Here is a 25,963-nt window from a genome sequence, read left to right as displayed (position 1 = left end):
CATGCCGGCCGTGCCCGGCCCGAAGGCTGGGGGCACGGGGCGCTGCTTCAGTAGAGCTGTTCCGGCTTCACCTTCGGGGTCAGCGGCACGCCCTTGCGTGCACGCCGGTGGCGCAGGGGTTCGCGCTGCGAGGGCTTCAGTTCGATGCTCACCGCCTTGCCGCCGCGGCCTGAGCCCTTGACCGTGAGCACTGCGTCGTCTGCAGGTACGGCCACGGCGGCGAGCGTCTCGCCCTCGTCCAGTGCCATGACGATCACGCCACGTCCGCCGCTCTGGGTCTTCATTTCGGGGCGGGGGAAGACCAGCAGGCGGCCGTTCTCGGACGCCGCTGCGATCCAGTCGCCGAACACCCTGGCCGGCGCCAATACCTTCTCGCCCTTTTCCAGGCTCATGAAGGCCTTGCCCGCGCGCTGACGGCTGCTGGCGTCCGCAACGCTGCACAGGAAGCCGTAGCCGCCGCTGTTGGCGAAGAAGTACACCGCGTCCGGCGTGTCGGTGACCACCTGGGCGAGCTTGCCGCCGTCCTGGAACTCGACCAGGGTGGTGATCGGCGCACCGTCGCCACGCCCGCCGGGGAGGTCGGACACCTTTACCGTGTACGCGCGGCCATTGCTGTCGATGACGATCAGCGGCCAGGTGGTGCGCGTCTCGATCACCGCGAAGCCGAAGTCGCCGGCCTTGTAGGCGATGCCTGCGGGGTCGATGCCGTGACCCTGGCGCGAACGCACCCAGCCGTTCTTCGACACGATCACGGTGACCGGCTCGTCCGGCACGCTGATCTCGGCAGGAGCCACCGCGGCCACCGCTTCGACCAGGGTGCGGCGGTCGTCGCCATACTTCTTCGCGTCGTCCTGGATCTCCTTGAGGATCAGCTTGGTCATCGCCGCGCGGTTGTCCAGGATGTGCTGAAGGCCGGCGCGTTCGTCCTTGAGCTCGGCGAGTTCCTTCTCGATCTTGAAGCCTTCGAGGCGGGCCAGCTGACGCAGGCGGATCTCGAGGATGTCCTCGGCCTGGGTCTCGGACAGGCCGAAGGCGGCGATCAGCGCCGGCTTGGGCTCGTCCGACTCGCGGATCACGCGGATCACTTCCTCGATGTGCAGGAAGGCGATCATGCGGCCCTCGAGGATGTGGATGCGGCGGTCGACCTCGTCCAGGCGGTGGCGGGTGCGGCGCTCGACGGTGACATAGCGGAAGTCGATCCATTCGCGCAGGACCTGCACCAGGTTCTTCTGCTGCGGCCGGCCATCTCGGCCGATCATGGTCATGTTGACCGAGGCCGAGGTCTCCAGGCTGGTGTGGGCGAGCAGCACCGCCATGAACTCGTCGCGGTTCTGGCGGCTGGACTTGGGCTCCAGCACGATGCGCACCGGGGCCTTGTCGCTGGATTCGTCGCGCACGGTGTCGAGCACGCCGAGCACGAGCTGCTTGAGGTTCTTCTGCTCCTGCGAGACCTCCTTCTTGCCCGCGCGCGGCTGCGGGTTGGTCAGGGTCTCGATCTCGGACAGCACCTGCGCGGCGGAGACGCCGTGCGGCAGCTCTTCGACGATCACCCGCCACTGGCCACGGGCGAGTTCCTCGATCTTCCAGCGTGCGCGCAGGCGCAGGCTGCCGCGGCCCGCCGCGTAGGCGTCGCGGATGGTCTCGGGCGTGGAGATGAGCTGGCCGCCGCCGGGGAAGTCGGGGCCGGGGATGATGCCGAGCACGTCCTCGAGCGTCGCCTCGGGGTGGCGGATGAGGTGGCAGGTCGCCTCGGCCACCTCGCGCAGGTTGTGCGGCGGGATCTCGGTCGCCATGCCCACGGCGATGCCCGAGGCGCCGTTGAGCAGCACGAAGGGCAGGCGCGCCGGCAGCAGCTGCGGCTCTTCGAAGGCGCCGTCGTAGTTGGGGATGAAGTCCACCGTGCCGCGGTCGATCTCGGACAGCAGCAGCTCGGCGATCGGCGTCAGCCGGCACTCGGTGTAGCGCATCGCCGCCGCCGAGTCGCCGTCGCGCGAGCCGAAGTTGCCCTGGCCGTCGACCAGCGGATAGCGCAGGGAGAAATCCTGCGCCACCCGCACCATGGCGTCATAGACGCTGGAGTCGCCGTGCGGGTGGTACTTGCCGATCACGTCGCCGACCACGCGCGCCGACTTCACGTGCTTGGAGGTGGACGACAGGCGCATCTCGTTCATCGCGTACAGGATGCGGCGCTGCACCGGCTTGAGGCCGTCCTCGACCTGCGGCAGCGCGCGCGACTTCACCACGCTCATCGCGTAGGCAAGGTAGGCGCGCTCGGCGTAGCGGTCGAGCGCCAGGGTGCCGTCGTCCTCGGGTTCGGGCTCGGGGGCGGTGGGCGGCGCGGGGGGCGGGGGCAGGTTCGCGCCGGTGGCCGTCGGTGAGTCGTTGGTGCCCGTATCCTGCGCCGTACCTGAGGTGTTCTTCACTGCAGTGGGCGTCGAGGTCGCGAGTGTTACGGATTCGGATGCGTCAGGCGCATCGAAGAGATCGGGAGTGTCTGTACTCATGTATTCGAACTGCAGGCTGCGAGCAGTAGCGGGTGTGCGACATGCTCGAAAGGATTGATGACGGTGACGCCGCGCCAGGTGAAGCCGTGCTGCAGGTCCTCGCTCAGCAGCAGGCGGCAACGGTTTTCCGCAGCGACCGAGAGGATCAGGCCATCCCAAACCTGCATGCGGTGATCGCAGGCCAGGTCGATGGCCGACTGAAAGCTCGGCCAGGTCGAATCGGCCACCTCGTAGGCATCGGACCAGTCGAGCAGGGCTGTGCGAACCGCTTCGGCGTCGCGCTTGAGCTTTCCGGTCAGGACCCGATACAACTCACCCAGCGTCTGGGCGGGAATCATCACCTCGCTCGCCGAGAGCGTTCCGAGCAGCACCCGGGCCGCAGCGCAACGTGCGTTGTCGCCGGCGCCTTCTGCATAGGCGAGGATGTTGGTGTCGAGGGCGATCTTCATTGGCCGCGGTCGTACAACTCGGCGCGGGTCCAGTTGCGGTTGTCCGCAACGGGCTCCCCGTCTAGCCGGGCAAGTAGGCGAGCGCGCGCCTTGGTTCGATCGTGGTCGAGTTCCGTCCCGACGACAGCGGGGCTGATGGTTGCAACAGGGCGACCGTGGGACAGGACCGTAACGGTTTCACCCTGGCTCACTTGGCGCAGCAGGCTGGAGAACTGTCGGTTTGCTTCGGCAGCGGAGACGGTATGCATATCGGGTCCTTGGCTAGGAGCTAAAGTAGTGAATGTCACTACTTTAGTTCCAGTGGTCTGATCGGGCAATGTCGATGTACCCGCAGGCGCTTAGATATCCGCCTCCACGCTGTCGCCCTTCTCCTCCATCCACGCCCTTCTCCCCGAGGCCTCGCCCTTGCCCATCAGCAGGGTGAACATCCTCAGCGTGTCCTTGAGTGCGCCGCTGCGCACCTTCACCGGCAGCACGCGGCGGGTGGCGGGGTCCATGGTGGTCTCGCGCAGCTGGTCGGGGTTCATCTCGCCCAGGCCCTTGAAGCGGCCGATCTCGATCGCGTCGGGCCTGAAGCCTTCCTTCTCGAGGCGGTCGCGGATCGCGGTGAGTTCGCCCTCGTCGAGCGCGTAGAGCCGGCGCGGCGGGCGCTTCTTGCCCTGGGCCGGTACGTCGACGCGGTACAGCGGCGGTTGCGCCACGTACACATGGCCACGCTCGATCAGCTTTGGGAAGTGGCGGAAGAACAGTGTGAGCAGCAGGGTCTGGATGTGGGCACCGTCCACGTCGGCGTCAGACATGATGACGACCTTGCCGTAGCGCAGGCCGGAGAGGTCAACGTCGCTGTCGGCCTTGTGCGCATCCACGCCCAAGGCCACCGCGATGTCGTGGATTTCGGCGTTGGCGAACAGACGATCCGGGTCGATCTCCCAGGCGTTCTGCACCTTGCCGCGCAGCGGCAGGATGGCCTGGGTCTCCTTGTTGCGCGCCATCTTGGCCGAGCCGCCGGCGGAGTCGCCTTCGACCAGGAAGAGTTCATTGTCGGCGAGATCTTCGGACTCGCAGTCCGACAGCTTGCCGGGCAGCACGGCGACCCCCGAGGTTTTCTTCTTCTCGACCTTCTGCGCGCTCTTCTGGCGCGCCAGCGCCTGCTTGATCGAGAGTTCGGCGATGGCCTTGCCGGCCTCGACGTGGTTGTTGAGCCAGATCTCGAAGGGGTCGCGCAACTGGCTGGAGACGAGCTTGACCGCCTCGCGTGAGTTGAGCTTTTCCTTCACCTGGCCCTGGAACTGTGGGTCGAGCAGGCGCGCCGAGAGGACGAAGCTCATGCGCCCGCACACGTCCTCCTGCTGCAGCTTGACGCCGCGCGGCAGCAGGGTGTGGTGGTCGATGAAGGACTTCATGGCCTCGAACACGCCGGCGCGCAGGCCCGACTCATGGGTGCCACCATTCACCGTGGGGATCAGGTTGACGTAGGACTCGCTGGGCACGGCCGACTCGAACCAGGCCAGCGCCCAGGCTGCGCCTTCGCCGGGGGCGAAGCTGGCGTCGTCCTTGCCCGCGTACTTCTCGGCGGTGAAGATCGGCGCCACCGCCTCGATGTCGCCAGCGAGCTCCCTGAGGTAGCCGGCCAGGCCCTCGGGGTAGGACCAGGTCTTGGTCAGCACCGGGCCGCCGGCCTGCTCGATGTCGAGCCGCACCGCGACCCCCGACAGCAGCACGGCCTTGGAGCGCAGCAGGCGCTCGAGTTCGTTCATCGGCACGCGCGGCGACTCGAAATACTTGCCGTCCGGCCACACCCGCACCCGGGTGCCGGTCTGGCGACCGCATTCGCCCTCGATGCGTACCGGGCTGATCGTCTCGCCGCCGTCGGCAAAGTCGATGCGGTGGATCTTGCCGTCGCGCTTCACCTCGACTTCGATGCGGGTCGACAGCGCATTGGTCACCGACACGCCGACGCCGTGCAGGCCGCCCGAGAAGGCGTAGGCCGAGTTGCCCTCGCGCTTGTCGAACTTGCCGCCAGCGTGCAGCCGGGTGTAGGCCAGCACCACTACCGGCACCCCTTCTTCGGGATGAAGGCCGACCGGAATGCCGCGGCCGTCATCGGCGACGGTGATGGAGCCGTCGAGGTGCAGGGTGACCTGGATCCTTTTCGCAAAGCCGGCGAGCGCCTCGTCGGCGGCGTTGTCGATCACTTCCTGGATGATGTGCGCCGGGCTGTCGGTACGGGTGTACATGCCGGGGCGTTCGCGCACCGGCTCCAGCCCCTTCAGGACTCGGAAGGACGATTCGTCGTACTGCTTTGGAGTGTCTTGCTTGCCAGCCATGCTGCGCGCCCGTTCGGTGTCACGAAGGGCGCAAGGATAGCAGAGAGCGCGTGGCTGATGAGACTGCAGGACTGGATAAAGATTCAGGCACTACCGAGCATGCGGCCGCCGCCGGTAGGCTTGGAGAGGCCGTCGGCGTCGTACAGTTGCGGGTGGTTGGCGGCTGACAGCAGGATGGACAGGGCGGCCTGGTTGCCGGCCATGCGTTCGAGGATCAGCTTGCCGTTGAGCGCGTTGCGGTCGCGGGCCTGGCGGGCTGCGCTGACCAGTTCGTCCCAGCGCACCAGCACGCGCGGCAGGTTGCCGAAAAGCGTGCGCATGGCCGCGTCGGCGCTGGTCAGCGCGGCACCCCCCAGAAGGCGGCTGCGTTCATCGGTGAGCCGCTGCAGCTGTCGATAGCGCTCGTTCTTCTCGTTGGCGATGGCCAGCAGGGCGTCGGTGTCGCCTTTGATCAGCACGGCCTCCTCGCGGTCGAGCAGGGCGAGGAACTCACCCAGCTGGAGCAGTTCGGCCTCGACCAGGAGGGCGATGCGCTGGAGTTCTGCTGGCGGTTGGGCGGTAGTCTGCATGGGGTCGGGCCGGCGTGGGCAGGAAGTTCGCGTGCGCGAATCTTAACGCTCCTGGCTTAGCCGCGCGAACCCAGCATTTCCCTGACGCTGTCGAGGAGCCCGTCGGCAATCCGGCTGGCGTCGACCTTGAAGCGGCCCTCGGAGATGGCCTGGCGGATCTCGTCGACGCGCTGCATGTTGACCTCGGGCGTACCGGAGATCGTGCTTTCGGCCTTGCGCATGAGCGAGGCCATCGGCGAGATCTGGACGCTTTCGGCGCTGCTCTGTGCTTCGGTCTTCGCACGCGCAGCTGGCGCGCGGTTGTCCTGTGCGGGCGTGGGGACGTAGGCCTTGCCCGAGCTTTCGATCTTCATGATGGTTTCCAGGAACACTATGAGTCGAAAGGGTCTACGGCACCCCTTCGCTAAACTTTAGCGAATTATCCGCTATGTCGAAGCGTGTGCCCTCGCCGTATCAAAAACCCAGCATGACACCGCCGTCGGCACGCGCCACGCCGTGGACGATCTGTCCGCCAGGCAGGCGTACGCGGACGCGTTCTCCGGGCGCTGCGTCGTTGAGTGCCTGTCCTTCGCCGGAGACGGTGAAGCCTTCGCCCTGAGTGTACACCTGTACGGGGCGGCCGCGGCTGACCGCGTTGGCTTGCCGGAGCACGCTTGCGCGCAGCGGCATGCCTTCGGCTACCGCAAAGCGGGTGATGTGACCCACGGCCTGCTCCGGCGCCGAAAGGACGTTGTCTGGAAGGGCGCTCAGTTCACCCTCGCGGACTTCTACATCGACAGCGTCGAGGCGCTCCGATGAGCGCAAGGCCCGTGCAGCGACGAGGTAAGGGCCGAACACCTGCACCCGTGCCTGAACGTAGGCGGTCCACGGCATCGGCGCGTCGCAGCGGATACCCACGCTGATCGCACCCCACGGGCGCACCCCTGGCGGCAGGAAGGGGGCGATGCTGGCGCAGGCCGGCAGCCGGTTTGTCGGGTCGAAGCGGTTTACGCCGATACGGATGTCGCCGGGCATGCCCTGGACCTCGTGCTCCAGAAACGCCTGCACCGCGTGCTCGATCGGCTCCGAGGGCTGGTGGGCGGAGGCGGCCGTCGCCACGATCGTACTGGCGAGCAGGGCGCCGATGCAGCGGCTGGGGCCGCGTCCCGGCGTGCCCGGGCGGGCGCGAGGGAAAGAGGTCGCGGACGTGTTCATGGGTGGGATTGCAGCACGCTCAGAGGAACAGGGCAAGGCGGCAGCTTTTGCCGCGATGCGCGGGCAAGCGGCAAAGAAGGGCTGCTTTCCGCGGTCTTATCGCGAGAGTGGAGGCCCGCCATGCCTCGTAACATGGCTGGCATGAAAGCTGCGACCACGGGTTCATGGAAGCCCGCCATGCCGCATTCCCCCGTGCCGCGATGGTGCAGCCCGTTCCCGAGGCCATGCGATGAAGACCCTAGTCGACAACCAGTTCCGTTTCCACCAGACCGCGCTGAACCTGCAGGCGTACCGGCAGGAGTTGCTCGCCTCCAATATCGCCAACGCTGATACGCCGCACTTCAAGGCGCGCGACATCGACTTCAAGAGCGCCCTGCAAGGGGCGATGACTGCCGCGAGCAGCGGTGTCGCGCTCCAGACCACGCATGTCGGACACATCACGGGTGGTGCCTCCGCGAGCGCAGAGAACTACGCCAAGTACCGTACCGAGCTGCAGTCCTCGGTCGATGGCAACACGGTGAACATGGACATCGAGCGTGCCGCGTTTGCCGAGAATGCGCTGCGCTACGAGGCGAGCGTGACCTTCATCAACGGCATGCTGCGTTCGCTCAACACCGCGCTCACCGGTCAGTAAGGAGTCCAGCCATGAGCATGCTCAACGTCTTCCAGATCGCAGGTTCTGCGCTCAACGCGCAGTCGATGCGCCTCAACACCACGGCGTCCAACCTCGCCAACGCCGACAGCGTCACGACCGAGACCGGCGAACCCTATCGCGCCAAGCAGGTGGTGTTCGCCGCCCGTCCGGTCGCCGGACCCGGCGCGATCGGCGTCCAGGTCACGCAGATCGTCGACAGTGCAGCGCCGATGCGGCTCGTGTACGAGCCCAACAACCCGGCGGCAAACGCGGAGGGCTACGTCGAGATGCCCAACGTCAACGTCGCCGAGGAAATGGTGAACATGATTTCCGCGTCACGCTCGTACCAGAACAACGCCGAGATCATGAACACGGCACGGACCTTGCTCCAGAGGACACTGCAGATCGGACAGTAAGCCCGTCCGGCAAACGATGCCGCTAGCAGGAGCACACCATGACCACCGTCTCGAACAACCAGACTGCAAACAGCGTGCTGGCCAGCCTGGCCCGCAGCGAGCCCGTCCAGAAGCCCCAGGAAGACCAGCAGGGCCGCTTCCTCAAGCTGTTGACGACGCAGCTGAGGAACCAGGATCCGATGAACCCGATGGAGAACGCGGAGATGACCTCCCAGCTCGCGCAGATGAGCACGGTCGATGGCATCGAGCGGCTGAACAAGCTGGTGCAGTCCTTCTTCGATTCCCGGGCGTCGTCGGAGGGGCTCAATGCGGCGGCGCTGCTTGGTCGCGGGGTGCTGGTCGAAGGCCGCAGCCTGGCCCTCACCGAGGCCGGGGCCGTGGGCGGCTTCGAGATCGACGGCCCGGCCGACCGCGTCACGCTGACGGTGCGTGACAGCGCCGGGCTCGCGGTGAAGCAGATGGATTTCGACGCGGTTGCCGCTGGCAGTCACAATTTCGTCTGGGATGGCTCGGCCGATGACGGTTCGCGCGCTGCCGACGGCATCTACACCCTGTCGCTGTCGGCGACGCTGGGCAACGAGGCGGTCGGCGGGCGCACGCTGCAGTTCGGTCCGGTCACCAGCATCGTGCGCGGCAACAGCGGCACGGACCTCCAGGTAGGTGACCTTGGCGTGTTCAAGGTTGCGGACATCAAGCAGATCCTCTGATCCGGAGCAGCGACCATGGCATTTCAGCAGGGCCTCAGTGGCCTGAACTCCTCCTCCAAAGCGCTTGACGTCATCTCCAACAACGTCGCCAACGCCAGCACGGTGGGCTTCAAGAACTCCGGTACGGTGTTTGCCGACGCCTATGCGTCCTCGCTCACCGGTGCGGTGTCCAAGGTGCAGATCGGCATCGGCAGTGCGGTACAGGCGGTGCGGCAGACCTTCAACCAGGGCAACATCACCACCACCAGCAATCCGCTGGACATGGCGATCAACGGCAACGGCTTCTTCGAGGTCGAACTGCAGAACGGCGGCTATGCGCTGACGCGCAACGGCCAGTTCAACATCGACAAGCAGGGTTACATCATCACGGCGCTCGGTGACCGGCTGATGGGCTACCAGGTCGTGGACCCCATCTCGGGTGACGTGCGTGCTCCCGCCTCGGTCACCGCGGATTCGTTCCGCACGATGGTGATCCCGTCGACCGGCGTCGGTGCGGCTGCCACCTCGGAGGTGGGCCTGAGCCTGAACCTGAGTGCGGATGCGCCGACGATCCCCGACCCCGCCCCGCCGGCCCTGCCAGGGAGTGTTCCGCCGAACCCGAACGACGACAGCACCTACACCTATTCGACCGCGCTCAAGATCTTCGACTCGCTCGGCAAGGAGCACTCGCTATCGTTCTACTTCGTGCGCCGCACCGATGTCGTCGATGCCGCGACCGTGCCGCCGACCTACAGTGAGTGGGACCTGTACACCGTTGCCGACAACGACACGGCCTCGCTCACCTACAACTCGCGCCTTGGCTTCGATGGCCTTGGCCGCATCGCCAGCGTGACGCCCCAGGTGACGGCTCCTGGGGTCACGCCGCCCCTGAACGGCTCGGTGTTCAGCGCCACGCTCGGCAGCGATGCGATCGCGCCGAGCGTGATCGAACTGGCGATGAACTCGATCACCCAGTTCGGCGGCAAGTCGACCCCGCGTGAGCTTACCCAGAACGGCTCGGCTCCGGGCGAGATCGCCGGCCTGGCGATCAGCCGCAACGGCGTCATACAGGCGCGCTACACCAACGGCATCACCAAGGACATGGCGATCGTCAACCTGACGACCGTGCGCAACAACAACGGCTTGTCGCCCATCGGCAACAACTACTGGGTCGAAACCCCGGAGTCCGGCGGCTTTGCCCGCGGCGAGCCGGGCAACGGGCTCAATGGCGTGATCTCGGCCGGTCAGGTCGAGGAATCCAACGTCGATCTGACCCAGGAACTGGTGCAGATGATCATCCAGCAACGTAACTACCAGGCCAACGCGCAATCGATCCGCACCCAGGACCAGATCCTGCAGACGCTGGTGAATCTGCGCTGATGCCTGATCCGGCTGCCGGCCGACAGAACGAAGGGAGTCGAACATGGATCGCCTGATCTACACCGCGATGACCGGTGCCAAGGGCACGATGGACCAGCAGGCGGCGGTGTCCAACAACATCGCCAACGCGGCATCGACCGGTTTCCGCTCGCAGCTGCACAAGCTGAGAGCGGTCGAGATCCAGACCGAGGCCTTCCGCACGCGCTCGTTCGCGGTCGACGCCAGCATCGCCAACGACTTCGCTCCGGGGCCGATCCAATATACCGGACGGCCCTACGACGTTGCGCTTGAGGGCAAGGGCTGGCTGGCCGTTCAGCAGCCGGACGGCAGCGAGGCCTATACCCGCAATGGCAGTCTGGCGCTCAGCCCGGCAGGGGTGTTGCAGACGCGCGATGGCTTGCCCGTGATTGGCGACGGTGGCCCGGTGACGTTGCCGCCCGATACCGAGATCGTCATCGGCCGTGACGGCTCGATTTCGTCCATCAACCCCGACGACGGGGTCGTGAACCTCGTCGGCCAGCTCAAGCTGGTCAATCCGCCCGAAGCCGATCTCGTGCGCGGGGACGATGGCCTGTTCCGCCTCGCCGACGGTGCCGCCGCGCCGGTCGACCCCAATGTCCAGGTCGCAGGCGGCTACCTCGAGGGCAGCAATGTCAACGTGGCTGACCAGATGGTGCAGATGATCTCGCTGGCGCGTCAGTTCGAGATGCAGGTGCGCATGCTGCAGAACGCCGAGGCCAATGACCGTGCCGCCAGCCAGGTGCTGTCCTGGCGTTGATGTCCTGCCCGCGGGGCGCGGCGATTAGCACGGTTTTTGCGTTGCTTATCGTGCAATCGCCTGGCCCGTCCGAGGGCTAGACTGATCCCGTGAAATTGCGGCAATCGCCGCCACCCTGCGGCAGCCTTTGCCGCAGCGGCAAGGCAGAACAGAGGACTTCATCATGATCCGCTCGTTGTGGACCGCCCGTACTGGGCTGGATGCCCAGCAAACCTCGCTGGATGTGATCTCGAACAACCTGGCGAACGTGTCGACGAACGGCTACAAGCGCCAGCGCGCGGTGTTCGAGGACCTGTTGTACCAGACCATCCGCCAGCCCGGCGCGCAGACCACGCAGCAGACCCAGGTCTCGAGCGGCCTGCAGATCGGTACCGGCGTACGCCCGGTCGCTACCGAGCGCATCTTCACCCAGGGCAGCCTGCAACAGACCGGGGGGGCGCTCGATCTCGCCATCCAGGGCAACGGCTTCCTGCAGATCTCGATGCCCGACGGCTCCACCGCCTATACCCGCGACGGGGCGCTGCAACTGGACAACCAGGGCAACGTCGTCACCGCCAGCGGCTATCCGCTGCTCGACGCCATCCAGATCCCGGCCAATGCCCGCTCGATCACTGTCGGCAAGGACGGCACGGTCACCGTTACCGTGCCGGACCAGGTCGAGCCGCAGCCGGTGGGGCAGATCCAGGTGGCCACCTTCATCAACCCCGGTGGCTTGCAGAGCGCGGGGGAGAACCTGTTCTACGAGACCGCATCGAGCGGCGAGGCGACGCCGACCGAACCCGGGACCAATGGCGCCGGGGTGATCAACCAGGGTTACGTCGAGACCTCCAACGTCAACGTCGCCGAGGAGCTCGTCAGCATGATCGTGACCCAGCGCGCGTACGAGCTCAATTCGCGTGCGATCTCGACATCCGACCAGATGCTCGGTCGGCTGACCCAGCTTTGAGGGCGCGGCCATGTCCGTCATCCGCAGCTTCGCACTCCTGGCCCTTGCACTGCTGTCGGGGTGCGCATCCATCGACAGCGTCCCGCCCACGGCAGTGCATCAGCCGATGAGCGTGCGCCCCGGCGAGCGCATGGCCCAGCCACCGGCCAACGGTGCCATCTACCAGGCTGCGGCGGCGAGGCCCCTGTTCGAGGACAGGCGTGCCCGCCATGTCGGCGACATCATCACGATCAACCTGGTCGAGCGCAACACGGCCACCAAGAGCGCGAACGCCAGCGCAAGCCGTGGCTCCGAGATGTCGGGTGGCATCACCGCGACCTCACGCCTGCCCTTGGGCGGGCTCAACGGCCTGGGCGTCGAGGCCGGTGTGGATTCCGACTTCAGCGGCAGCGGCAGCGCGCGCGCCAACAACGCCTTCAACGGCACGGTCACGGTCACCGTGATCGACGTCTTCCCCAACGGTAACCTGCTGGTGTCAGGCGAGAAGATGCTGGCGATCAACCAGGGCAGCGAGTTCATCCGCTTCTCCGGTGTGGTCGATCCCAACACCGTGACCTCCAGCAACACCGTCCAGTCCACCCAGGTGGCCGATGCGCGCATCGAGTATCGCGGCAGCGGTTTCATCGACCAGTCCAATACCATGGGCTGGCTGCAGCGCTTCTTCCTTGCCGTGCTGCCCTTCTGATCGAGGCTCGCCATGCTCCGGATCCAGACCTTGCTGATGCGTGCCGTGGCGGTTGCCGTGGCCGCTGGCATCTTTCTCTCCTCTGCCGCCGAGGCTGCCCCCGAGCGCATCAAGGATCTCGCCTCGATCGCCGGCGTGCGTGACAACCAGCTCGTCGGCTACGGCCTCGTCGTCGGCCTCGATGGTAGCGGCGACCAGACCACGCAGACGCCCTTCACCAAGCAGAGCATCGTCAACATGCTCAGCAACATGGGTGTGACCGTGCCCCAGGGCACCAACATGCAGCTCAAGAACGTGGCCGCCGTGATGGTCACCGCGAACCTGCCCGCATTTGCACGGCCCGGCCAGGCGATCGACGTCACGGTGTCGTCGATCGGCAACGCCAAGAGCCTGCGCGGCGGCACGCTGATCATGACCCCGCTCAAGGGCGCCGACGGGCAGGTGTATGCAGTGGCGCAGGGCAACCTCGTCGTCGGTGGTGCCGGCGCCCAGGCCGGCGGTGCGGCGCAGACGGTCAATCACCTCGCTGCAGGGCGTATCCCCGCGGGGGCGACGGTCGAGCGTGCGGTCGCATCCTCGGTGGGGCAGGGCGACTATGTGATGCTCGAGCTCAATCAGACCGACTTCGGTACGGCACGCCGCGTCGTCGATGCGATCAATGCGGTGTCGCCCGGATCGGCGCGCGCGCTGGACGGCCGCAGCGTCGAGGTACGGGCACCGACCGACGTGTCGTATCGGGTCGCGTTCCTCGCCCAGATCGAGAACCTGCGGGTGACGCCCGAGCAGCAGGTGGCCAAGGTGATCGTCAACTCGCGCACCGGCTCGGTGGTGATGAACCAGCGCGTGACGCTGCAGAACGTGGCGGTGTCGCACGGCAATCTCACCGTCACCGTCAACAGCGAGACGCAGGTCAGCCAGCCCAATCCGCTGTCGCAGGGCCAGACGGTGACTGCGCAGAACCAGGGCCAGGTCGACATCCAGCAGGACAGTGGCAGCATCCACAACGTGCGCGCCGGCGGCAACCTCGCCGATGTGGTCAAGGCGCTCAATGCACTGGGTGCCAAACCCATGGATCTGGTCAGCATCCTGCAGGCGATGAAGGCTGCGGGTGCCTTGCGCGCCGAACTCGAGATCATCTGAGGCTCGGGCCATGAACGCCGGCGTCCAGCTCAACGCCTTCGACCCCAACTCCTTGCGCGACCTGCAGCGCCTGGCGCGCACCGACGGCCAGTCGAACGAGACGCTGCGCGCGGCTGCGCGCCAGTTCGAGGCGCTGTTTCTGCAGATGGCGCTCAAGTCGATGCGCGAGGCCACGCCCTCGAGCAGCATGTTCGACAGCGAGCAGACGCGCATGTACCAGAGCCTGCTCGACCAGCAGCTTGCGCTCAATGCATCGCAGTCTCGCGGCACCGGCTTGTCCGAGGTGATCTTCCGCCAGCTCGGCGGCCGGCCCGACAGCGCGAGCGCGATCGATGCGCTGGTGCCGTCGGCTGGCGTCGCCGGCGGCTTCGATCTTGCCGGCGTGGCGCGCCGGCCGGCAATTTCTGCCGTGATGCAGCGTGCCGGCCTTGCCGCCGGCACGTCGTCCACCGGTACCGACCCGCTTGCCGGCGGGGATGCGCTTGCCGCGGCCGAGTCTGCGCTCACGCAGTCGCGCTTCGCCGATGCGATCCGCCAGGCGCGCGATGCGGCTGGCGATGTCGTGGCCAAGGTGCGCGATTTCGTCGCCGATGTCTGGCCGCATGCGCTGGAGGCCAGTAAGCAGACCGGCATCCCGGCCGCCTTCATGGTGGCGCAGGCTGCCCTGGAGACGGGCTGGGGGGAAAAGCAGCTGCGTCATGCCGATGGGCGGCCCAGCCACAACCTGTTCAACATCAAGGCCGGGTCCAACTGGCAGGGCGAGACGGTCGACCGTACCGTTACCGAATATGCGGGCGGGCAGGCGTATGCCGAACCCTCGCGTTTCCGCGCCTATTCGTCCTATGCCGAGTCCTTCGCAGACTACGCCCGGCTGATGACGCGCAGTCCGCGCTATGGCGCGGTGCTGGGCTCGACCAGCGCAGCCGGATTCGCTCGTGCGCTGCAGGACGCCGGCTATGCCACCGATCCGCACTATGCCGACAAGCTCACCCGCATCATCGGCGGCGCTACCCTGCGCAACGCGCTGGCAGGCATGGGCTGATATTGCCGCCCGCGGGCTGGCAAGGTATTTGCTGAGTACCTGCAAGGAATCACTGGAACAGGACTCGGATCATGGCTGGCATGCTAAACATCGGTGTCTCGGGCCTCAATGCAGCGCAGGCCCAGCTCAACACCACCAGTCACAACATCACCAATGCGGGGACGACCGGCTATCACCGTCAGACGGTCAGCCAGGGCGCGCGCGAGCCTCTGTTTACCGGCGCAGGCTTCTTTGGCCAGGGCACCAACGTCACCGGCATCACGCGCTCCTACAACCAGTTCCTGGAGGCGCAGGTCACGCAGGCCGACAACCGTCGTGCGCAGTATGCGGCCTACGGTAGCCAGATCGGCCAGATCAACAACCTGCTCGCCGACAGCACCACCGGCCTGTCGCCGGCCCTGGCGAACTTCTTTGCCGGCGTGCAGGAGGTGGCGTCCAACCCGACCAGCGTGGCCGCTCGCCAGTCGCTGATCTCCAACGGCCAGGCGCTGGCCTCGCGCTTCCAGGCGCTCAACACCCGCCTCGAGGAGATCCGCCAGGGCGTCGAGGGCAATCTGGTCCAGACCGTCGAGTCGATCAACACCTACGCCAAGGCCATTGCCGAGATGAACCAGCGCATCGTGGTCGCGCAGGCCGGTGGAGCGGGCACGCCCGCCAACGACCTGCTCGACCAGCGCGACCAGCTTCTGGCAGAACTCAACAAGCTGGTGCAGATCTCGGTGGTGGCCGAGACCGATGGCACCAAGGCGAATGGCGGGGTGTCGGTCTTCATCGGCTCGGGCCAGCCTCTCGTCCTGCGCGGGACCGTGTCGGAGTTCGAGGTCATCCCGAGCCAGGTCGATCCGAAGCGGGGCGCGATCTCCATGAAGGTGCCTGGCGGCAACACCATCGAGATCGCGGAGTCGCTGCTCGGCGGCGGCGAACTCGGGGGGCTGCTCGAGTTCCGCAGGAGCTCGCTTGACCGCGTCCAGAACGAGCTCGGCTTGATTGCCCTGGGCATGGCCAAGGCCTTCAATGACCAGCATGCGTTGGGGGTGACGCTGGAGGGCAGGCTGGGGGACGGCTTCTTCCAGATGCCTCCGATCGGCGTCGTGCCGCAGGGAACCGGCGTGACGGTGGCGCTCACCGATGCGGCGCGCTTGCAGGCGAGCGATTACCAGGTCGTGGGGGAGGGGGCAGGCGGTTTCAGGGTGCGGCGGCTTTCGGACGGCCAGCTCTTTCCGCCGTCGACCAACCCCGCCGCGACCGGCACCTTCCAGGTTGATGGGCTTGCGTTTGCGGGGGGCTCCCTGGGCGCAGGCCAGACGGCGCTGGTCCAGGCGACGCGCAATGCCGCGCGCGACATTGCGGTGGCGATCGCGGATCCGCGCTCGGTCGCGGCCGGCAGCCCGGTGACGGCGAACCTGCCGCTCAGCAACCAGGGCACGGCCAAGGCCTCTGGCATCGAGATGCTGAGTGTGGGCGATCTACCCGGTACTGCGCCTGCATTCTCGTCGTTCGCGCTGAGCTTCGACGGTGCCAACCTGAATCTGCCGACCACGGGCGGGTACACGATCCAGCGCCTGCAGTTCCAGCCCAGCAGCGGCGATTGGGTGCCGGTGGGCGGGCCTGCGACCGCGAGTGCCGCCTTCAACCCGACCACCGATGCGTCCGGCGTCCGCTTCCGTATCGCCGAGCCAGGCGGCTACAGCTTCGATGTCGACATCAACGGTGCGCCGCAAAGCGGGGACCGCTTTGACTTTGCGCCGGCTGCCGCGGGGGTGTCGGACAGCCGCAACGCGGTTGCTCTGGGGGCACTGCAGACCAGGAAGGTACTGCTGGCAGACGCCAACGGCCGGCCGACGGCGACCTTCCAGTCCAGCTATGCGCAGACCGTCAGCACGGTCGGCAACAAGACACGCGAGGTGCAGGTCAATGAGGCTGCCCAGGATGCCTTGCTGGCCCAGGCGACCACGGCGCGCGACAGCATGTCTGGGGTCAATCTCGACGAGGAGGCTGCCAACCTCGTCCGCTTCCAGCTCGCCTACCAGGCTTCCGCGCGTGTCATGACCGTCGCGCAGCGCCTGTTCGACGAACTCATCAGCATCGGCCGCTGAGCCGGCATCAAGGAGAGCTCATCATGCGTGTTTCGACCAGCATGATCTACGACAAGGGCGTCGGCTCGATCCAGCAGCAGTGGAAGAACATCCTGCAGACCCAGCAGCAGGTGTCGACCGGCCGCCGGGTGCTCACCCCGGCGGACGACCCGATTGCCTCGGCCCGGGCGCTCGAGTTGGGGCAGACAAAGGCGGTCAACAGCCAGTTCTCGGTCAACATCGGCTATGCCGACGATGCCATGAAGCTGCTCGAGTCCCGCCTGCAGAGTGCCGGCAGTGTGCTGCAGTACGCGCGCGAGCGCGCGGTGCAGGCCGGCAACGGCACCCTCGCGTCGGAAGACCTTCGCTACATGGCAGCCGACATGAAGGCGCAGTTCGAGGCCATGCTGGCGCTGGCGAACAGCCAGGATGGCACGGGCGACTACATCTTCGGGGGCTACCGTTCGCAGCAGCAGCCCTACAGCGGCGGCTTGTCCGGGGTCGCCTACAACGGCGACCAGGGCGAGCGTAGCATCCAGGTCTCGGCGTCGCGCTACATGGCGGTCAGCCTGCCGGGCTCGGACGTCTTCGATCGCACGCTGGCGCTGAGCCCGGCGTCGATCAAGGTGTACTCGAGCGCGGGCGCTGCGGGTGCGGATGGTCCGGCCGTCACCGCGGTCGACGCGAGTGCCGTGCGCGAGGGCACGCGCTACCAGTTCGAATACGACGCCCTCGCGGCAAGCTACTCGGTCACCCGCATCGGCCAGGACGGCCAGCCCGTGGCGCCGAGCCCGGGGAGCTTCGCGATCGGCAGCACCCCCACGATCGACGGCATCACCTTCGACCTCTCCGCGACGCCGGCCGCAAGCCCCGCTGCGTATGAGGTCTTCGTGCCCTCGACCAATCTGCTCAACAATATGGCGATGTTTGCCGCAGCCCTGGAAAAGCCGGGTGTGTCGGGCATGACCGGCGCAGTTGCGTTCGCGCTCGAGACCTTCGATGCCGGCCAGGAAAGCCTGCTCAGGACGCGCGCCCAGATCGGTTCGCAGCTCACCGAGACCGAGGCGCTGGCCAATCTCGGCAGTGATCTCGATCTCCAGTATGCGACCACGCTGTCGGGCCTGCAGGATGTCGATTACGCCGAGGCGATCTCGCGGCTGACGCAGCAGCAGACCTACCTGCAGGCGGCGCAGCAGTCGTTCATGCGGGTGTCGGGCTTGTCCTTGTTCAACTATCTCAACTGAGGCCGATCATGCGTACCGTTCTCGCCCTGAGCGTAGCGGCTTGCCTGACGGCCTGCGCGTCCGGCCAGGAGGCTCAGGTCCGCGACACCGGGCCTGCGCCCGCGCAGGTCGCCATCGAGCAGGCAGGCCCGGCTGCGGCGGTCGTGGGCGGCGCGATGATGTTGAGCGAGCTCAAGATGCTCAAGCCCGAGTACATCGCAGGCGCACTGGTCGCCTTCGCGATCTACGACCCGCTAGCGCCGACGTGGCGGATCGAGGTGCGCGAGGCCGGGCGTGACCGGGTGCGCATGACGCTGCGTATGAAGGCGCTCAATACCGGTGGTGACGGCGAGGCGCGGCAGGTCGTTGCGCGCAATGCGCGCGATATCGTAGAGGCCGGCGGCTTCGCAGGCTACGAAGTGGTTCATTACGAGGAGGGCGTGGAATCGACCCGGCCTTTTGCCCGCCGCTACGCAAATGCCGAGATCCGATTCGTGCGCTCGCACATGTTCCCGACGCTCTGAAGCGCACTGACGCGCCAGCGGTTCAGCGCGTCGGTGCGGGAAGGGGGGCGAGGGCGTCGAGCAGCATCGATATGCTGTCGAAGCCGCGTTCGAACAGGCTTTGCAGTACCGGTGCGAAGTTGGTCATGAGCCACAGCAGGCCGACGAAGCCGGCGGTGAGCGTGACCGGGAAACCGACCGCGAACAGGTTCAGCTGCGGTGCCGCGCGTGTGAGCACGCCGAGCGAGATGTTGGCCACGAGCAGCATGCCGATGATCGGCATGGCCAGCAGCAGGCCGGCAGTGAATACCGTGACGCCGGTGCGCGCGATGAAGGCCCAGCCGTCCGCACGGATCAGCTCGACGCTCACCGGCAGCCATTCGAAGCTGCGCACCATGATCTCCAGCAGCACCAGGTGGCCGTTGGCGGCGAGGAAGAGCAGGGTGGCGAGCAGGTTGAGGAAGTCGGACAGCACCGCCGTCTGGCCGCCGGCATCGGGGTCGAAGAAGATCGCGAACGACAGCCCCATCTGCATGCCGATGAGCGCGCCTGCCATGTCCACCGCTGCAAACACGATGCGCATCATGAAGCCCATGGCGATGCCGATGAAGACCTGCTGACCGAAGATCACCAGCCCCAGGCCGGAATTGGGCGGCACCTCCGGCATCGGCGGCATGACCGGCAGCACGGCGAGCGCTACGGCGATCCCGGTGGCAAGGCGGATGCGCATTGGCACGCCGCGGTTGGCGAAGATCGGCGCGGACGTGAACAGACCCAGCAGGCGCCCGAGCGGGAACATCAGCGCCGCGAGCCAGGCGTCGAGCTGGGCAGCTGTTACGCTGAGCATCGGGGGACTGCAGTGCGGGGGCGGTCGGCGCGGCGCGCGGGCGCTAGCCGATCATCACCGGGATCGAGCTGATCAGCCGGCGCATGAAGTCGGTCAGCAGGGTGATCATCCACGGGCCGGCAAGCACGAGGGTGACGAAGATCGCAACCAGCTTGGGCACGAAGGAGAGCGTCATCTCGTTGATCTGGGTCGCTGCCTGGAAGATGCTGATGATCAGACCGGTTGCAAGCGCGGCGATGAACAGCGGCGCCGACACCATGAGGGTGACTTCGACGGCCTGGCGCCCGAGTTCGATGACGGCGGTGGGGGTCATGGTGATTCTCCTGAGGGCAGCCGTCAGACGGCAAAGCTCTGTACCAGAGAGCCAATGAGCAATGTCCAGCCGTCGACGAGCACGAACAGCATGATCTTGAACGGCAGCGAAACGATCACCGGCGACATCATCATCATGCCCATGGACATCAGCACCGAGGCGACCACCATGTCGATGATGATGAAGGGGATGAAGATGATGAAGCCGATCTGAAAGGCGGTCTTGAGCTCGGAGGTCACGAAGGCCGGGATCACCACGCGCATCGGCAGGTCCTCCGCCTTGTCCACCGCCGGAACTTCGGCAAGCCTGGCGAACAGGTCGAGATCCGGCTCGCGCACCTGCTTGAGCATGAAGGCCTTGACCGGTACGGAGGCGCGCTCGAGTGCCTCGTCAAACTGGATGACCCCCTCCGACATGGGCAGGTAGGCATCGGTGTAGACGCGCTCGGCAACCGGGGACATGATGAAGAAGGTCAGGAACAGCGCCAGCCCGAGCAGCACCTGGTTTGGCGGCGCGGTCTGCGTGCCCATGGCCTGACGCAGCAGCGAGAACACGATGATGATGCGGGTGAAGCTGGTCATCATCAGCACCATTGCCGGGATGAAGCTCAGCAGCGTCATCAGCAACAGCGTCTGGATGGTGAGGCTGTAGGTGGTGCCGCCGCCAGGGGCGTCGGTGGTTGTCAGCGCGGGCAAGGCCTGGGCGGCGGCCAGCAGCGGCAGCCCTGCGAGCAGGCAGCCCAGGACCAGCTGGCGGCCGACCGCCGGGCAAGGCTTGCGGCCCGGTTCAGCTCGCATTGCGGTGCTCCGATGCCTGCTTGAGCCAGCTGGCGAAGCTGCGCCCGGGCGGTGTTGCCTGTCCGGACGCATCGTGTCCCTGCGGCAGTTCGCTGCGCTTGAGTTCATGAAGCTTGGTCACCGAGCCGGGCGCGACGCCGAGGACCAGCACCTGCTCGCCGAGTTCGACCAGGACCACGCGCTCGCGCGGGCCGACGGCAGCGGCGCCCAGCACCTTCATCGCGGCGGCGCTGCCACGCGGTGCGCCCAGGCGGCGGATCGCCCACAGGCTGGCGAGCAGCACGGCGATCACGGCAGCCAGGCCAAGTGCCATCTGCACCAGGCTGGCGCCCAGTTCGGGCACGGGTGCGCCCTGCGCGAGCGTCGCGCCCGGGCTCGCGGCGAGCAGGGCCATCACAGCATGTCGAGCGCGCAAGGTGGGGTGTCGGGCAGGCATCGGGTGCTCAGTTGCGGATCTTCCGCATGCGTTCGGCAGGCGTGATGATGTCGGTCAGGCGAATACCGAACTTGTCGTTTACGACGACGACTTCACCCTGCGCGATCAGGGTGCCGTTGACGAGGACGTCCATCGGCTCGCCGGCCAGGCCGTCGAGCTCGACTACCGAGCCGTGGGCCAGTTGCAGCAGGTTGCGGATCGATAGCTTCGTGCGTCCCAGCTCCACGGTGATCTGCACCGGGATGTCCAGGATCATGTCGAAGTCGTTGAGCGAGTTCTGCTTGTCGCCGCTGCCACCGAACTCCTCGAACAGCTGGCTTGCCGGCTTGGCCTGGTAGGGCGAGCTGTCCATCGCCGCCGCTGCGAGTTCGGCCGCGACACGCTCTGCCTCGCCGTCTCCGCCCGACTCGGCGGACGCCTGTTCCATCATTGCTGCCGCCCAGTCGTCCTCGCTGATCGGCGTGTCATTCGAATTGTCATCAGCCATCTTGTTCTCCGGGTTGGCTGGGGATGTCGCCTTCGTCTGCACGGACAAACTGCGTGAGCTTGACCGCATAGCGTCCGTTCTTGGTGCCGTGGTGGCACTTGAAGACGGGCACGCCGTCCACTTCGGTGACCAGCTCGGCAGGGACGTTGAGCGGGATGACATCGCCGACCCGCATCTCGACGATGTCGCGCAGCCTCAGGCCGGCGGTACCGAAATTGCAGGTCAGGGCTACGTCGACGGTCTGCAGCTGACGTGTCAGCAGCTTGATCCATCGGCGGTCGGACGTCAGCTGGTCGCTCTGCATGGTCGAGTAGAGCAGGTCGCGAATCGGCTCGAGCATGGAGTAGGGGAAGCAGATGTGCATTTCTGCTGGTGAGCCGCCGAGTTCGATCGTGAAACTGGTCGCGACCACCACCTCCGATGGGGTGGCGATGTTGGCGAACTGCGAGTTCATCTCCGAGCGCACGTATTCCAGATTGAACTTGAATACCGGCGCCCAGGCGCGGGCATACTCGGTGAACACCACATTGAGCATGCCCTGGATGATGCGCTGCTCGGTCGGGGTGAAGTCGCGCCCCTCGACGCGGGTGTGGAAGCGCCCGTCGCCGCCGAACATGTTGTCCACCACCAGGAAGACAAGGTTCGGGTCGAAGATCATCAAGCCCGTGCCGCGCAGCGGGCGGGCCGTCACCAGGTTGAGGTTGGTGGGGACGACCAGGTTGCGGATGAACTCGGCGTACTTCTGCACCTTGATCGGGCCGACCGAAACCTCGACGTTGCGGTGCATGTAGTTGAACAGGCCGATGCGCAGATAGCGTGCGAAGCGCTCGTTGATGAGCTCGAGCGTGGGCATGCGCCCACGCACGATGCGCTCCTGCGTCGCCATGTTGTAGGGCCGGGTGCCCTTGGTGTCGCTCTCGTCCTGAGGCTGCTCGTCCGACTCCCCGGTGACGCCCCGCAGCAGGGCATCAACTTCTTCCTGGGAGAGAAAGTCCGAGGACATGGTTCAGCGTCCTACTGGATGATGAAGGAGGTGAAGAGCACCGCCTGGACGGGGCCATTGGGGATGGGGCGTCCGCTGGCGTCGCGTACCGGCTGGAAACCCAGCGCCTCGTTGACCTGCTGGGTGATCTCCAGCGACAGCGATTCACGCCCTTCGACGGTGGCGACCTCCGAAGGCAGCTTGGAAGACAGCAGCAGGTTGATGCGGTGGCGGATCTCCGGCATGAAGGCCTTGAGCGTGGCCTCCATGGTGGCATCGGCAATGCGCATCACGGCCACGACCTGGAGGTAGTGATCGCCCTCGTCCCGGCGCAGGTTGACGGTGAAGGCGTCGAGCGGGACGAAGGTCGGCGGCTTGGTGAGGTCGACCGTGCCCGCAGTCTGCAACTGCGCCTGCGTTTGCGGGGCGGCAGTCGGAGCCGCTGCGGCCTCGTCCGCGCCCTTGTCCTTGCCGCCCTTGAGCAGCACCAAGGCACCGACGCCGAGCGCGATGAGGATGAGTACCACGAGCAGCAAGATGACGATGATCAGCCCGAGTTTGCCCTTCTTCTTGGGGGCCTCATCGCCATCGTCCGTCTTTGCCGGTGCCTTCGCCATGCCTTTCTCCTTGTATACGAATCAAATTATCAGGGAGGGGCACGCAAGCCAAAGCGCCGATAAGTGGGGCAGAGCAGCCCCAATTCGCGCGCTTCAGGCGAAGGTGTCCACCATCCCCGTCTGCTCTTTCACCCAGGCGCTGCCGCCGCCTGGCGTTGTGCCCGCGGCGAGGCCTTCGCCCTCGCCAGCCCCACGACCCTGTTCGCGGCCCGCGGTCTCGCCCTCTCCGCCCTGCTGGCCGGAGGTGCTGACGTCCGCATTGCCCAGCATGATGCCAGCCTGCTCGAGGATTTCGCGCAGTTGCGGCATGGCACGCTCGAGTGCGTCGCGTGCTGCCTGGCTCGAGGCGACAAACTGCGCAGTCGTCAGGTCGCCGTTGAGGCTGATCGACACCTCGAGCTTGCCCAGGTTCGGCGGTGTCAGCACGAGTTCCGCCTTGCTCTCGGCGCGGCCGAGCATCCAGCGCACCTGGTTGCCGACGTCCTCGGCCCAGGCCTGCTGGCCCACCGGGGTGGGGACGTGCAGCTGCGTGGCAGCCTGCATGCCCTGGGTTGGACGCAGCACCTGCGTTGATGCGTGCAGGTGCATGGCGCTGCCCTGCAGCTGGGTGTGGGCGTCGGCGCCGTCCCTGGCCAGGGCCGGATTTGCGTCCGCCGTGCGCAGCGCGGCCATGGTCGCCGACACGGCATTGGTCACGACTGCCTTGGCCTGGAGCTCGGGGGTGGTCTGGGCCTCGGCGGCATTCTTGCCCAGCCCTGCCAGCGCGGACGCATTATGCGGTGATTTCTTGCCGCCGTTGGCGTTCGCGAGCAGGCTGTCCGTGCCGTCTTCCACGACCTTGTTGTCCCGCTGTCCGGCGAGCAGGGCGGCAATGGCTGCCGGCAATCCGGCAAGCGAGGCCGGTACGGACGTATCGGCGTTGCTGCCGGACTCGGCCTGCTGAGTTTCGGTCTGCGAGCCCGTCTGCTCACGTGCCGCTTCGGTACTGCCGGCACTGTCTGCTGACTGCGTTGCAGGCCGCGCATCTGCCGGCTGGGTTGAGTCAGCCTGGCGCTCGCCGGTGGAGGAGGCTGGGCGCTCGCCCGCGGCGGCCTCCCGGCTGGGGCTTGTGGTCTTGCGTTCCGGGCCGGGGCTGTCGGGCGTGCGCGGGCCATCGTTGCGGGGACGCTCGGGCATGCGGCTTTGCAGGGTCTGGGAGAAGACGTCTGCGCGGACACCGCCACGGTTGTCGTTGCGCGCGCTGCGGGCAGAGGTCGAGGCGGTTTCGGACTGGCCGGTGAGCAGGCTCACGGCCGAGGCCTGGGTGCGCGCGGGGGCGTATGCGGAAGGCAGTGCAGACATATCATGGTCCCTTACTGGCAGGCGGTGATCGAAGGATCCGCTGAACAGCCTGAAGCAAGGCTCATGCCATCAAGGGTGAGCGGCTTTACGCCAGCTCGTCATCGTCGTTGCCGTCGCTGTGGTACCGGCGCGCAGCATGCTCGTCGGCCTGCTTTTGCTCTCGCCTGGCCTCGGCCCGGTTCAGTGCGGACTGATGCCGTTGCGAGAGCGTGTCGAAGGCCTTCAGACGCGAATGCTGGGCGATCCAGCTCTGCTGGCCCTGTGCCGTGCGCACCTGCGATTGCTCGACGAGCTTGCGCTGGGCCGTGATGGCCTCGTCGAGCTTGCCCATGAAGGCACTGAAGTTGCGCCAGGCGTCGGGGCTCATGCCGTCGCGCGCGGCCTGCATGAAACGCTCGTTGTATTCCGCACGGTAGGCCTCGAGCATCTCGAGCTTCTGGGCCTGGTCGCGTTCTGCGGCGACGAGTTCGCCCAGCTTGCGGGCGGCTTCGTCTGTCCGGGTGGCGGCAAGGTCAAGCAAGGGCTGGAGATGGAAACGCGAAGTCATCGGTTGCCGGTCGGTGGGCTGCGGTCGGGAATCCCGATTGTATATCGTCATTGCCCGGTTACCGAACCGGCGCTGTCGCGTATCGTCGGATGTGGCGCGGCCGGTCGGCCTCAGCCGAATACTCCGGCCAGTTTCTGGAGCGCGCCGTCATGTGTCTCGCGCTCGTTGATGCCCTGCTGCAGGAAGGCTTCCAGCTTGGGGTACAGGCGCACTGCGGCGTCGAGCACCGCGTCCCCGCCGGCCTGGTAGGCACCTACGGCAATGAGGTCGCGTGAGCGCTGGTAGCGCGAGAACAGCTGCTTGAACTGACGTACCACGGCGAAGTGATCGTCGCCAACAAGGTTGTGCATCGCGCGTGAGATCGACTGCTCGATGTCGATGGCAGGGTAATGGCCTTGGTCGGCGAGGTTGCGCGAGAGCACGAAGTGCCCGTCGAGGATTGCCCTGGCCGAGTCGGCGATCGGGTCTTGCTGGTCGTCACCCTCGGCAAGTACGGTGTAGAACGCGGTGATCGAACCGCCGCCTTCGGGGCCGTTGCCCGCGCGCTCGACCAGCGCGGGCAGCTTGGCGAACACACTGGGAGGATAGCCGCGCGTCACCGGGGGCTCGCCGATCGCCAGCGCGATCTCGCGCTGGGCCATCGCGTAGCGGGTCAGCGAGTCCATGATCAGCAGCACCTGCTTGCCACGGTCGCGAAAGTGCTCGGCCACGGTCGTTGCATAGGCGGCGCCCTGCAGACGCATCAGCGGGCTGGTGTCGGCTGGTGCCGCAACCACTACGGAGCGTGCGAGGCCTTCGGCGCCAAGGCTCTGGTCAATGAACTCCTTCACTTCGCGGCCCCGTTCGCCGATCAGGCCAACGACGATCACGTCCGCTTCGGTGTAGCGCGCCATCATCCCGATCAGGACCGATTTGCCGACGCCGGAGCCGGCGAACAGGCCCAGGCGTTGTCCGCGCCCGACGGTCAGCAGCGCATTGATGGCGCGGATGCCGACGTCGAGCGGCTGGGTGATCGGTGCGCGCGACAGCCGAAACCTCGACGTTG

Annotated in this window: 29 protein-coding genes; 12 read left to right on the top strand and 17 right to left on the bottom strand. The window is 66.6% G+C overall.

All coding sequences use genetic code 11. The annotated features are described in order from the left end of the window. Nucleotides 1-47: 47 nt before the first annotated feature. The 7 genes from parC to flgA all read right to left on the bottom strand — a co-directional run bounded on the left by parC (nucleotide 48) and on the right by flgA (nucleotide 7,043). Nucleotides 48-2,504 carry a DNA topoisomerase IV subunit A gene (gene parC, locus B447_RS18345; RefSeq protein ID WP_002944020.1) on the bottom strand — a complete coding sequence of 819 codons (2,457 nt, stop codon included), beginning with the start codon at nucleotides 2,502-2,504 and terminating at the stop codon, nucleotides 48-50. After that, nucleotides 2,501-2,953 (bottom strand): PIN domain-containing protein, encoded by a 453-nt coding sequence (locus tag B447_RS18340; RefSeq protein WP_002944019.1) that lies wholly within the window; start codon nucleotides 2,951-2,953, stop codon nucleotides 2,501-2,503. The genes parC and B447_RS18340 overlap by 4 nt, the downstream gene beginning before the upstream one ends. Beyond that, the gene (locus tag B447_RS18335) at nucleotides 2,950-3,201 is read right to left on the bottom strand and encodes a type II toxin-antitoxin system Phd/YefM family antitoxin (protein WP_002924022.1); all 252 of its coding nucleotides are present in this window, start codon (nucleotides 3,199-3,201) and stop codon (nucleotides 2,950-2,952) included. Before B447_RS18335 ends, B447_RS18340 begins: the two co-directional genes overlap by 4 nt. Before the next feature lie 90 nt (nucleotides 3,202-3,291). Next, a complete protein-coding gene (locus tag B447_RS18330; protein ID WP_002944017.1) occupies nucleotides 3,292-5,280 on the bottom strand; it encodes a DNA topoisomerase IV subunit B in 1,989 nt (662 codons plus the stop codon). Nucleotides 5,281-5,363: 83 nt separating this feature from the next. Continuing rightward, a complete protein-coding gene (locus B447_RS18325; protein ID WP_002944016.1) occupies nucleotides 5,364-5,849 on the bottom strand; it encodes a flagella synthesis protein FlgN in 486 nt (161 codons plus the stop codon). Nucleotides 5,850-5,905: 56 nt separating this feature from the next. Then, entirely contained in the window at nucleotides 5,906-6,202 is a 297-nt protein-coding gene (gene flgM, locus B447_RS18320; protein WP_002924025.1) for a flagellar biosynthesis anti-sigma factor FlgM, read from the bottom strand. A gap of 100 nt (nucleotides 6,203-6,302) precedes the next feature. After that, nucleotides 6,303-7,043 (bottom strand): flagellar basal body P-ring formation chaperone FlgA, encoded by a 741-nt coding sequence (gene flgA, locus B447_RS18315; RefSeq protein ID WP_002944015.1) that lies wholly within the window; start codon nucleotides 7,041-7,043, stop codon nucleotides 6,303-6,305. 229 nt (nucleotides 7,044-7,272) lie between these two features. Between flgA and flgB the strand changes: the two genes are divergently transcribed. The 12 genes from flgB (at nucleotide 7,273) to B447_RS18255 (ending at nucleotide 18,572) form a co-directional block, all read left to right on the top strand. Continuing rightward, complete coding sequence (flgB, locus tag B447_RS18310; RefSeq protein ID WP_002944014.1) at nucleotides 7,273-7,677, top strand: flagellar basal body rod protein FlgB; 405 nt, start codon at nucleotides 7,273-7,275, stop codon at nucleotides 7,675-7,677. A gap of 11 nt (nucleotides 7,678-7,688) precedes the next feature. Beyond that, complete coding sequence (gene flgC / locus B447_RS18305) at nucleotides 7,689-8,093, top strand: flagellar basal body rod protein FlgC (protein WP_002924029.1); 405 nt, start codon at nucleotides 7,689-7,691, stop codon at nucleotides 8,091-8,093. A gap of 38 nt (nucleotides 8,094-8,131) precedes the next feature. Beyond that, nucleotides 8,132-8,800, top strand: a complete 669-nt coding sequence (locus tag B447_RS18300; RefSeq protein WP_002944013.1) for a flagellar hook assembly protein FlgD — start codon at nucleotides 8,132-8,134, stop codon at nucleotides 8,798-8,800. A 15-nt stretch (nucleotides 8,801-8,815) separates the two neighbouring features. After that, the gene (gene flgE / locus B447_RS18295) at nucleotides 8,816-10,159 is read left to right on the top strand and encodes a flagellar hook protein FlgE (protein ID WP_002944012.1); all 1,344 of its coding nucleotides are present in this window, start codon (nucleotides 8,816-8,818) and stop codon (nucleotides 10,157-10,159) included. A gap of 43 nt (nucleotides 10,160-10,202) precedes the next feature. Further along, a complete protein-coding gene (gene flgF, locus B447_RS18290) occupies nucleotides 10,203-10,937 on the top strand; it encodes a flagellar basal-body rod protein FlgF (RefSeq protein ID WP_002924032.1) in 735 nt (244 codons plus the stop codon). A gap of 163 nt (nucleotides 10,938-11,100) precedes the next feature. Further along, the gene (gene flgG, locus B447_RS18285; RefSeq protein WP_002924033.1) at nucleotides 11,101-11,883 is read left to right on the top strand and encodes a flagellar basal-body rod protein FlgG; all 783 of its coding nucleotides are present in this window, start codon (nucleotides 11,101-11,103) and stop codon (nucleotides 11,881-11,883) included. Nucleotides 11,884-11,893: 10 nt separating this feature from the next. Further along, nucleotides 11,894-12,568 (top strand): flagellar basal body L-ring protein FlgH, encoded by a 675-nt coding sequence (locus B447_RS18280; protein ID WP_002924034.1) that lies wholly within the window; start codon nucleotides 11,894-11,896, stop codon nucleotides 12,566-12,568. A gap of 12 nt (nucleotides 12,569-12,580) precedes the next feature. Further along, entirely contained in the window at nucleotides 12,581-13,708 is a 1,128-nt protein-coding gene (locus tag B447_RS18275) for a flagellar basal body P-ring protein FlgI (RefSeq protein WP_002944008.1), read from the top strand. Between the two features lie 10 nt (nucleotides 13,709-13,718). Next, nucleotides 13,719-14,750, top strand: a complete 1,032-nt coding sequence (gene flgJ, locus B447_RS18270; RefSeq protein ID WP_002944007.1) for a flagellar assembly peptidoglycan hydrolase FlgJ — start codon at nucleotides 13,719-13,721, stop codon at nucleotides 14,748-14,750. A gap of 71 nt (nucleotides 14,751-14,821) precedes the next feature. Further along, nucleotides 14,822-16,846, top strand: a complete 2,025-nt coding sequence (gene flgK / locus B447_RS18265) for a flagellar hook-associated protein FlgK (RefSeq protein ID WP_002944006.1) — start codon at nucleotides 14,822-14,824, stop codon at nucleotides 16,844-16,846. A 23-nt stretch (nucleotides 16,847-16,869) separates the two neighbouring features. Next, nucleotides 16,870-18,069 (top strand): flagellar hook-associated protein FlgL, encoded by a 1,200-nt coding sequence (gene flgL / locus B447_RS18260; protein ID WP_002944005.1) that lies wholly within the window; start codon nucleotides 16,870-16,872, stop codon nucleotides 18,067-18,069. An 8-nt stretch (nucleotides 18,070-18,077) separates the two neighbouring features. After that, the gene (locus tag B447_RS18255; protein WP_002924046.1) at nucleotides 18,078-18,572 is read left to right on the top strand and encodes a hypothetical protein; all 495 of its coding nucleotides are present in this window, start codon (nucleotides 18,078-18,080) and stop codon (nucleotides 18,570-18,572) included. A 22-nt stretch (nucleotides 18,573-18,594) separates the two neighbouring features. Here B447_RS18255 and fliR read toward each other — a convergent pair whose 3' ends face one another. From fliR to B447_RS18205, 10 genes are all read right to left on the bottom strand, one after another. Further along, nucleotides 18,595-19,398 carry a flagellar biosynthetic protein FliR gene (gene fliR, locus B447_RS18250; protein WP_002924049.1) on the bottom strand — a complete coding sequence of 268 codons (804 nt, stop codon included), beginning with the start codon at nucleotides 19,396-19,398 and terminating at the stop codon, nucleotides 18,595-18,597. Nucleotides 19,399-19,441: 43 nt separating this feature from the next. Beyond that, entirely contained in the window at nucleotides 19,442-19,711 is a 270-nt protein-coding gene (fliQ, locus tag B447_RS18245; protein ID WP_002924051.1) for a flagellar biosynthesis protein FliQ, read from the bottom strand. A gap of 23 nt (nucleotides 19,712-19,734) precedes the next feature. Then, nucleotides 19,735-20,508 (bottom strand): flagellar type III secretion system pore protein FliP, encoded by a 774-nt coding sequence (gene fliP / locus B447_RS18240; RefSeq protein WP_002944004.1) that lies wholly within the window; start codon nucleotides 20,506-20,508, stop codon nucleotides 19,735-19,737. Further along, complete coding sequence (gene fliO, locus B447_RS18235) at nucleotides 20,498-20,944, bottom strand: flagellar biosynthetic protein FliO (protein ID WP_232431672.1); 447 nt, start codon at nucleotides 20,942-20,944, stop codon at nucleotides 20,498-20,500. The genes fliP and fliO overlap by 11 nt, the downstream gene beginning before the upstream one ends. Before the next feature lie 7 nt (nucleotides 20,945-20,951). Further along, entirely contained in the window at nucleotides 20,952-21,431 is a 480-nt protein-coding gene (gene fliN, locus B447_RS18230) for a flagellar motor switch protein FliN (protein ID WP_002944001.1), read from the bottom strand. Beyond that, a complete protein-coding gene (gene fliM / locus B447_RS18225) occupies nucleotides 21,424-22,434 on the bottom strand; it encodes a flagellar motor switch protein FliM (RefSeq protein ID WP_002924061.1) in 1,011 nt (336 codons plus the stop codon). The genes fliN and fliM overlap by 8 nt, the downstream gene beginning before the upstream one ends. An 11-nt stretch (nucleotides 22,435-22,445) precedes the next feature. Further along, nucleotides 22,446-23,030 carry a flagellar basal body-associated FliL family protein gene (locus tag B447_RS18220; RefSeq protein ID WP_002943999.1) on the bottom strand — a complete coding sequence of 195 codons (585 nt, stop codon included), beginning with the start codon at nucleotides 23,028-23,030 and terminating at the stop codon, nucleotides 22,446-22,448. Between the two features lie 93 nt (nucleotides 23,031-23,123). After that, on the bottom strand, nucleotides 23,124-24,371 hold the full coding sequence (locus tag B447_RS18215) for a flagellar hook-length control protein FliK (RefSeq protein ID WP_002943997.1): 1,248 nt from the start codon (nucleotides 24,369-24,371) through the stop codon (nucleotides 23,124-23,126). A gap of 85 nt (nucleotides 24,372-24,456) precedes the next feature. Next, complete coding sequence (gene fliJ, locus B447_RS18210) at nucleotides 24,457-24,918, bottom strand: flagellar export protein FliJ (RefSeq protein ID WP_002924072.1); 462 nt, start codon at nucleotides 24,916-24,918, stop codon at nucleotides 24,457-24,459. A gap of 110 nt (nucleotides 24,919-25,028) precedes the next feature. Beyond that, nucleotides 25,029-25,963: FliI/YscN family ATPase (locus B447_RS18205; protein WP_002943996.1), on the bottom strand; the 935-nt coding region annotated here is incomplete at its 5' end.

The sequence above is a fragment of the Thauera sp. 27 genome (genome assembly GCF_000310125.2).
GTDB classification, from domain to species: Bacteria; Pseudomonadota; Gammaproteobacteria; order Burkholderiales; family Rhodocyclaceae; genus Thauera; species Thauera mechernichensis.
The sequence above is the reverse complement of the archived record's forward strand: the minus strand, read 5'-3'. Positions and strand labels throughout refer to the sequence as shown.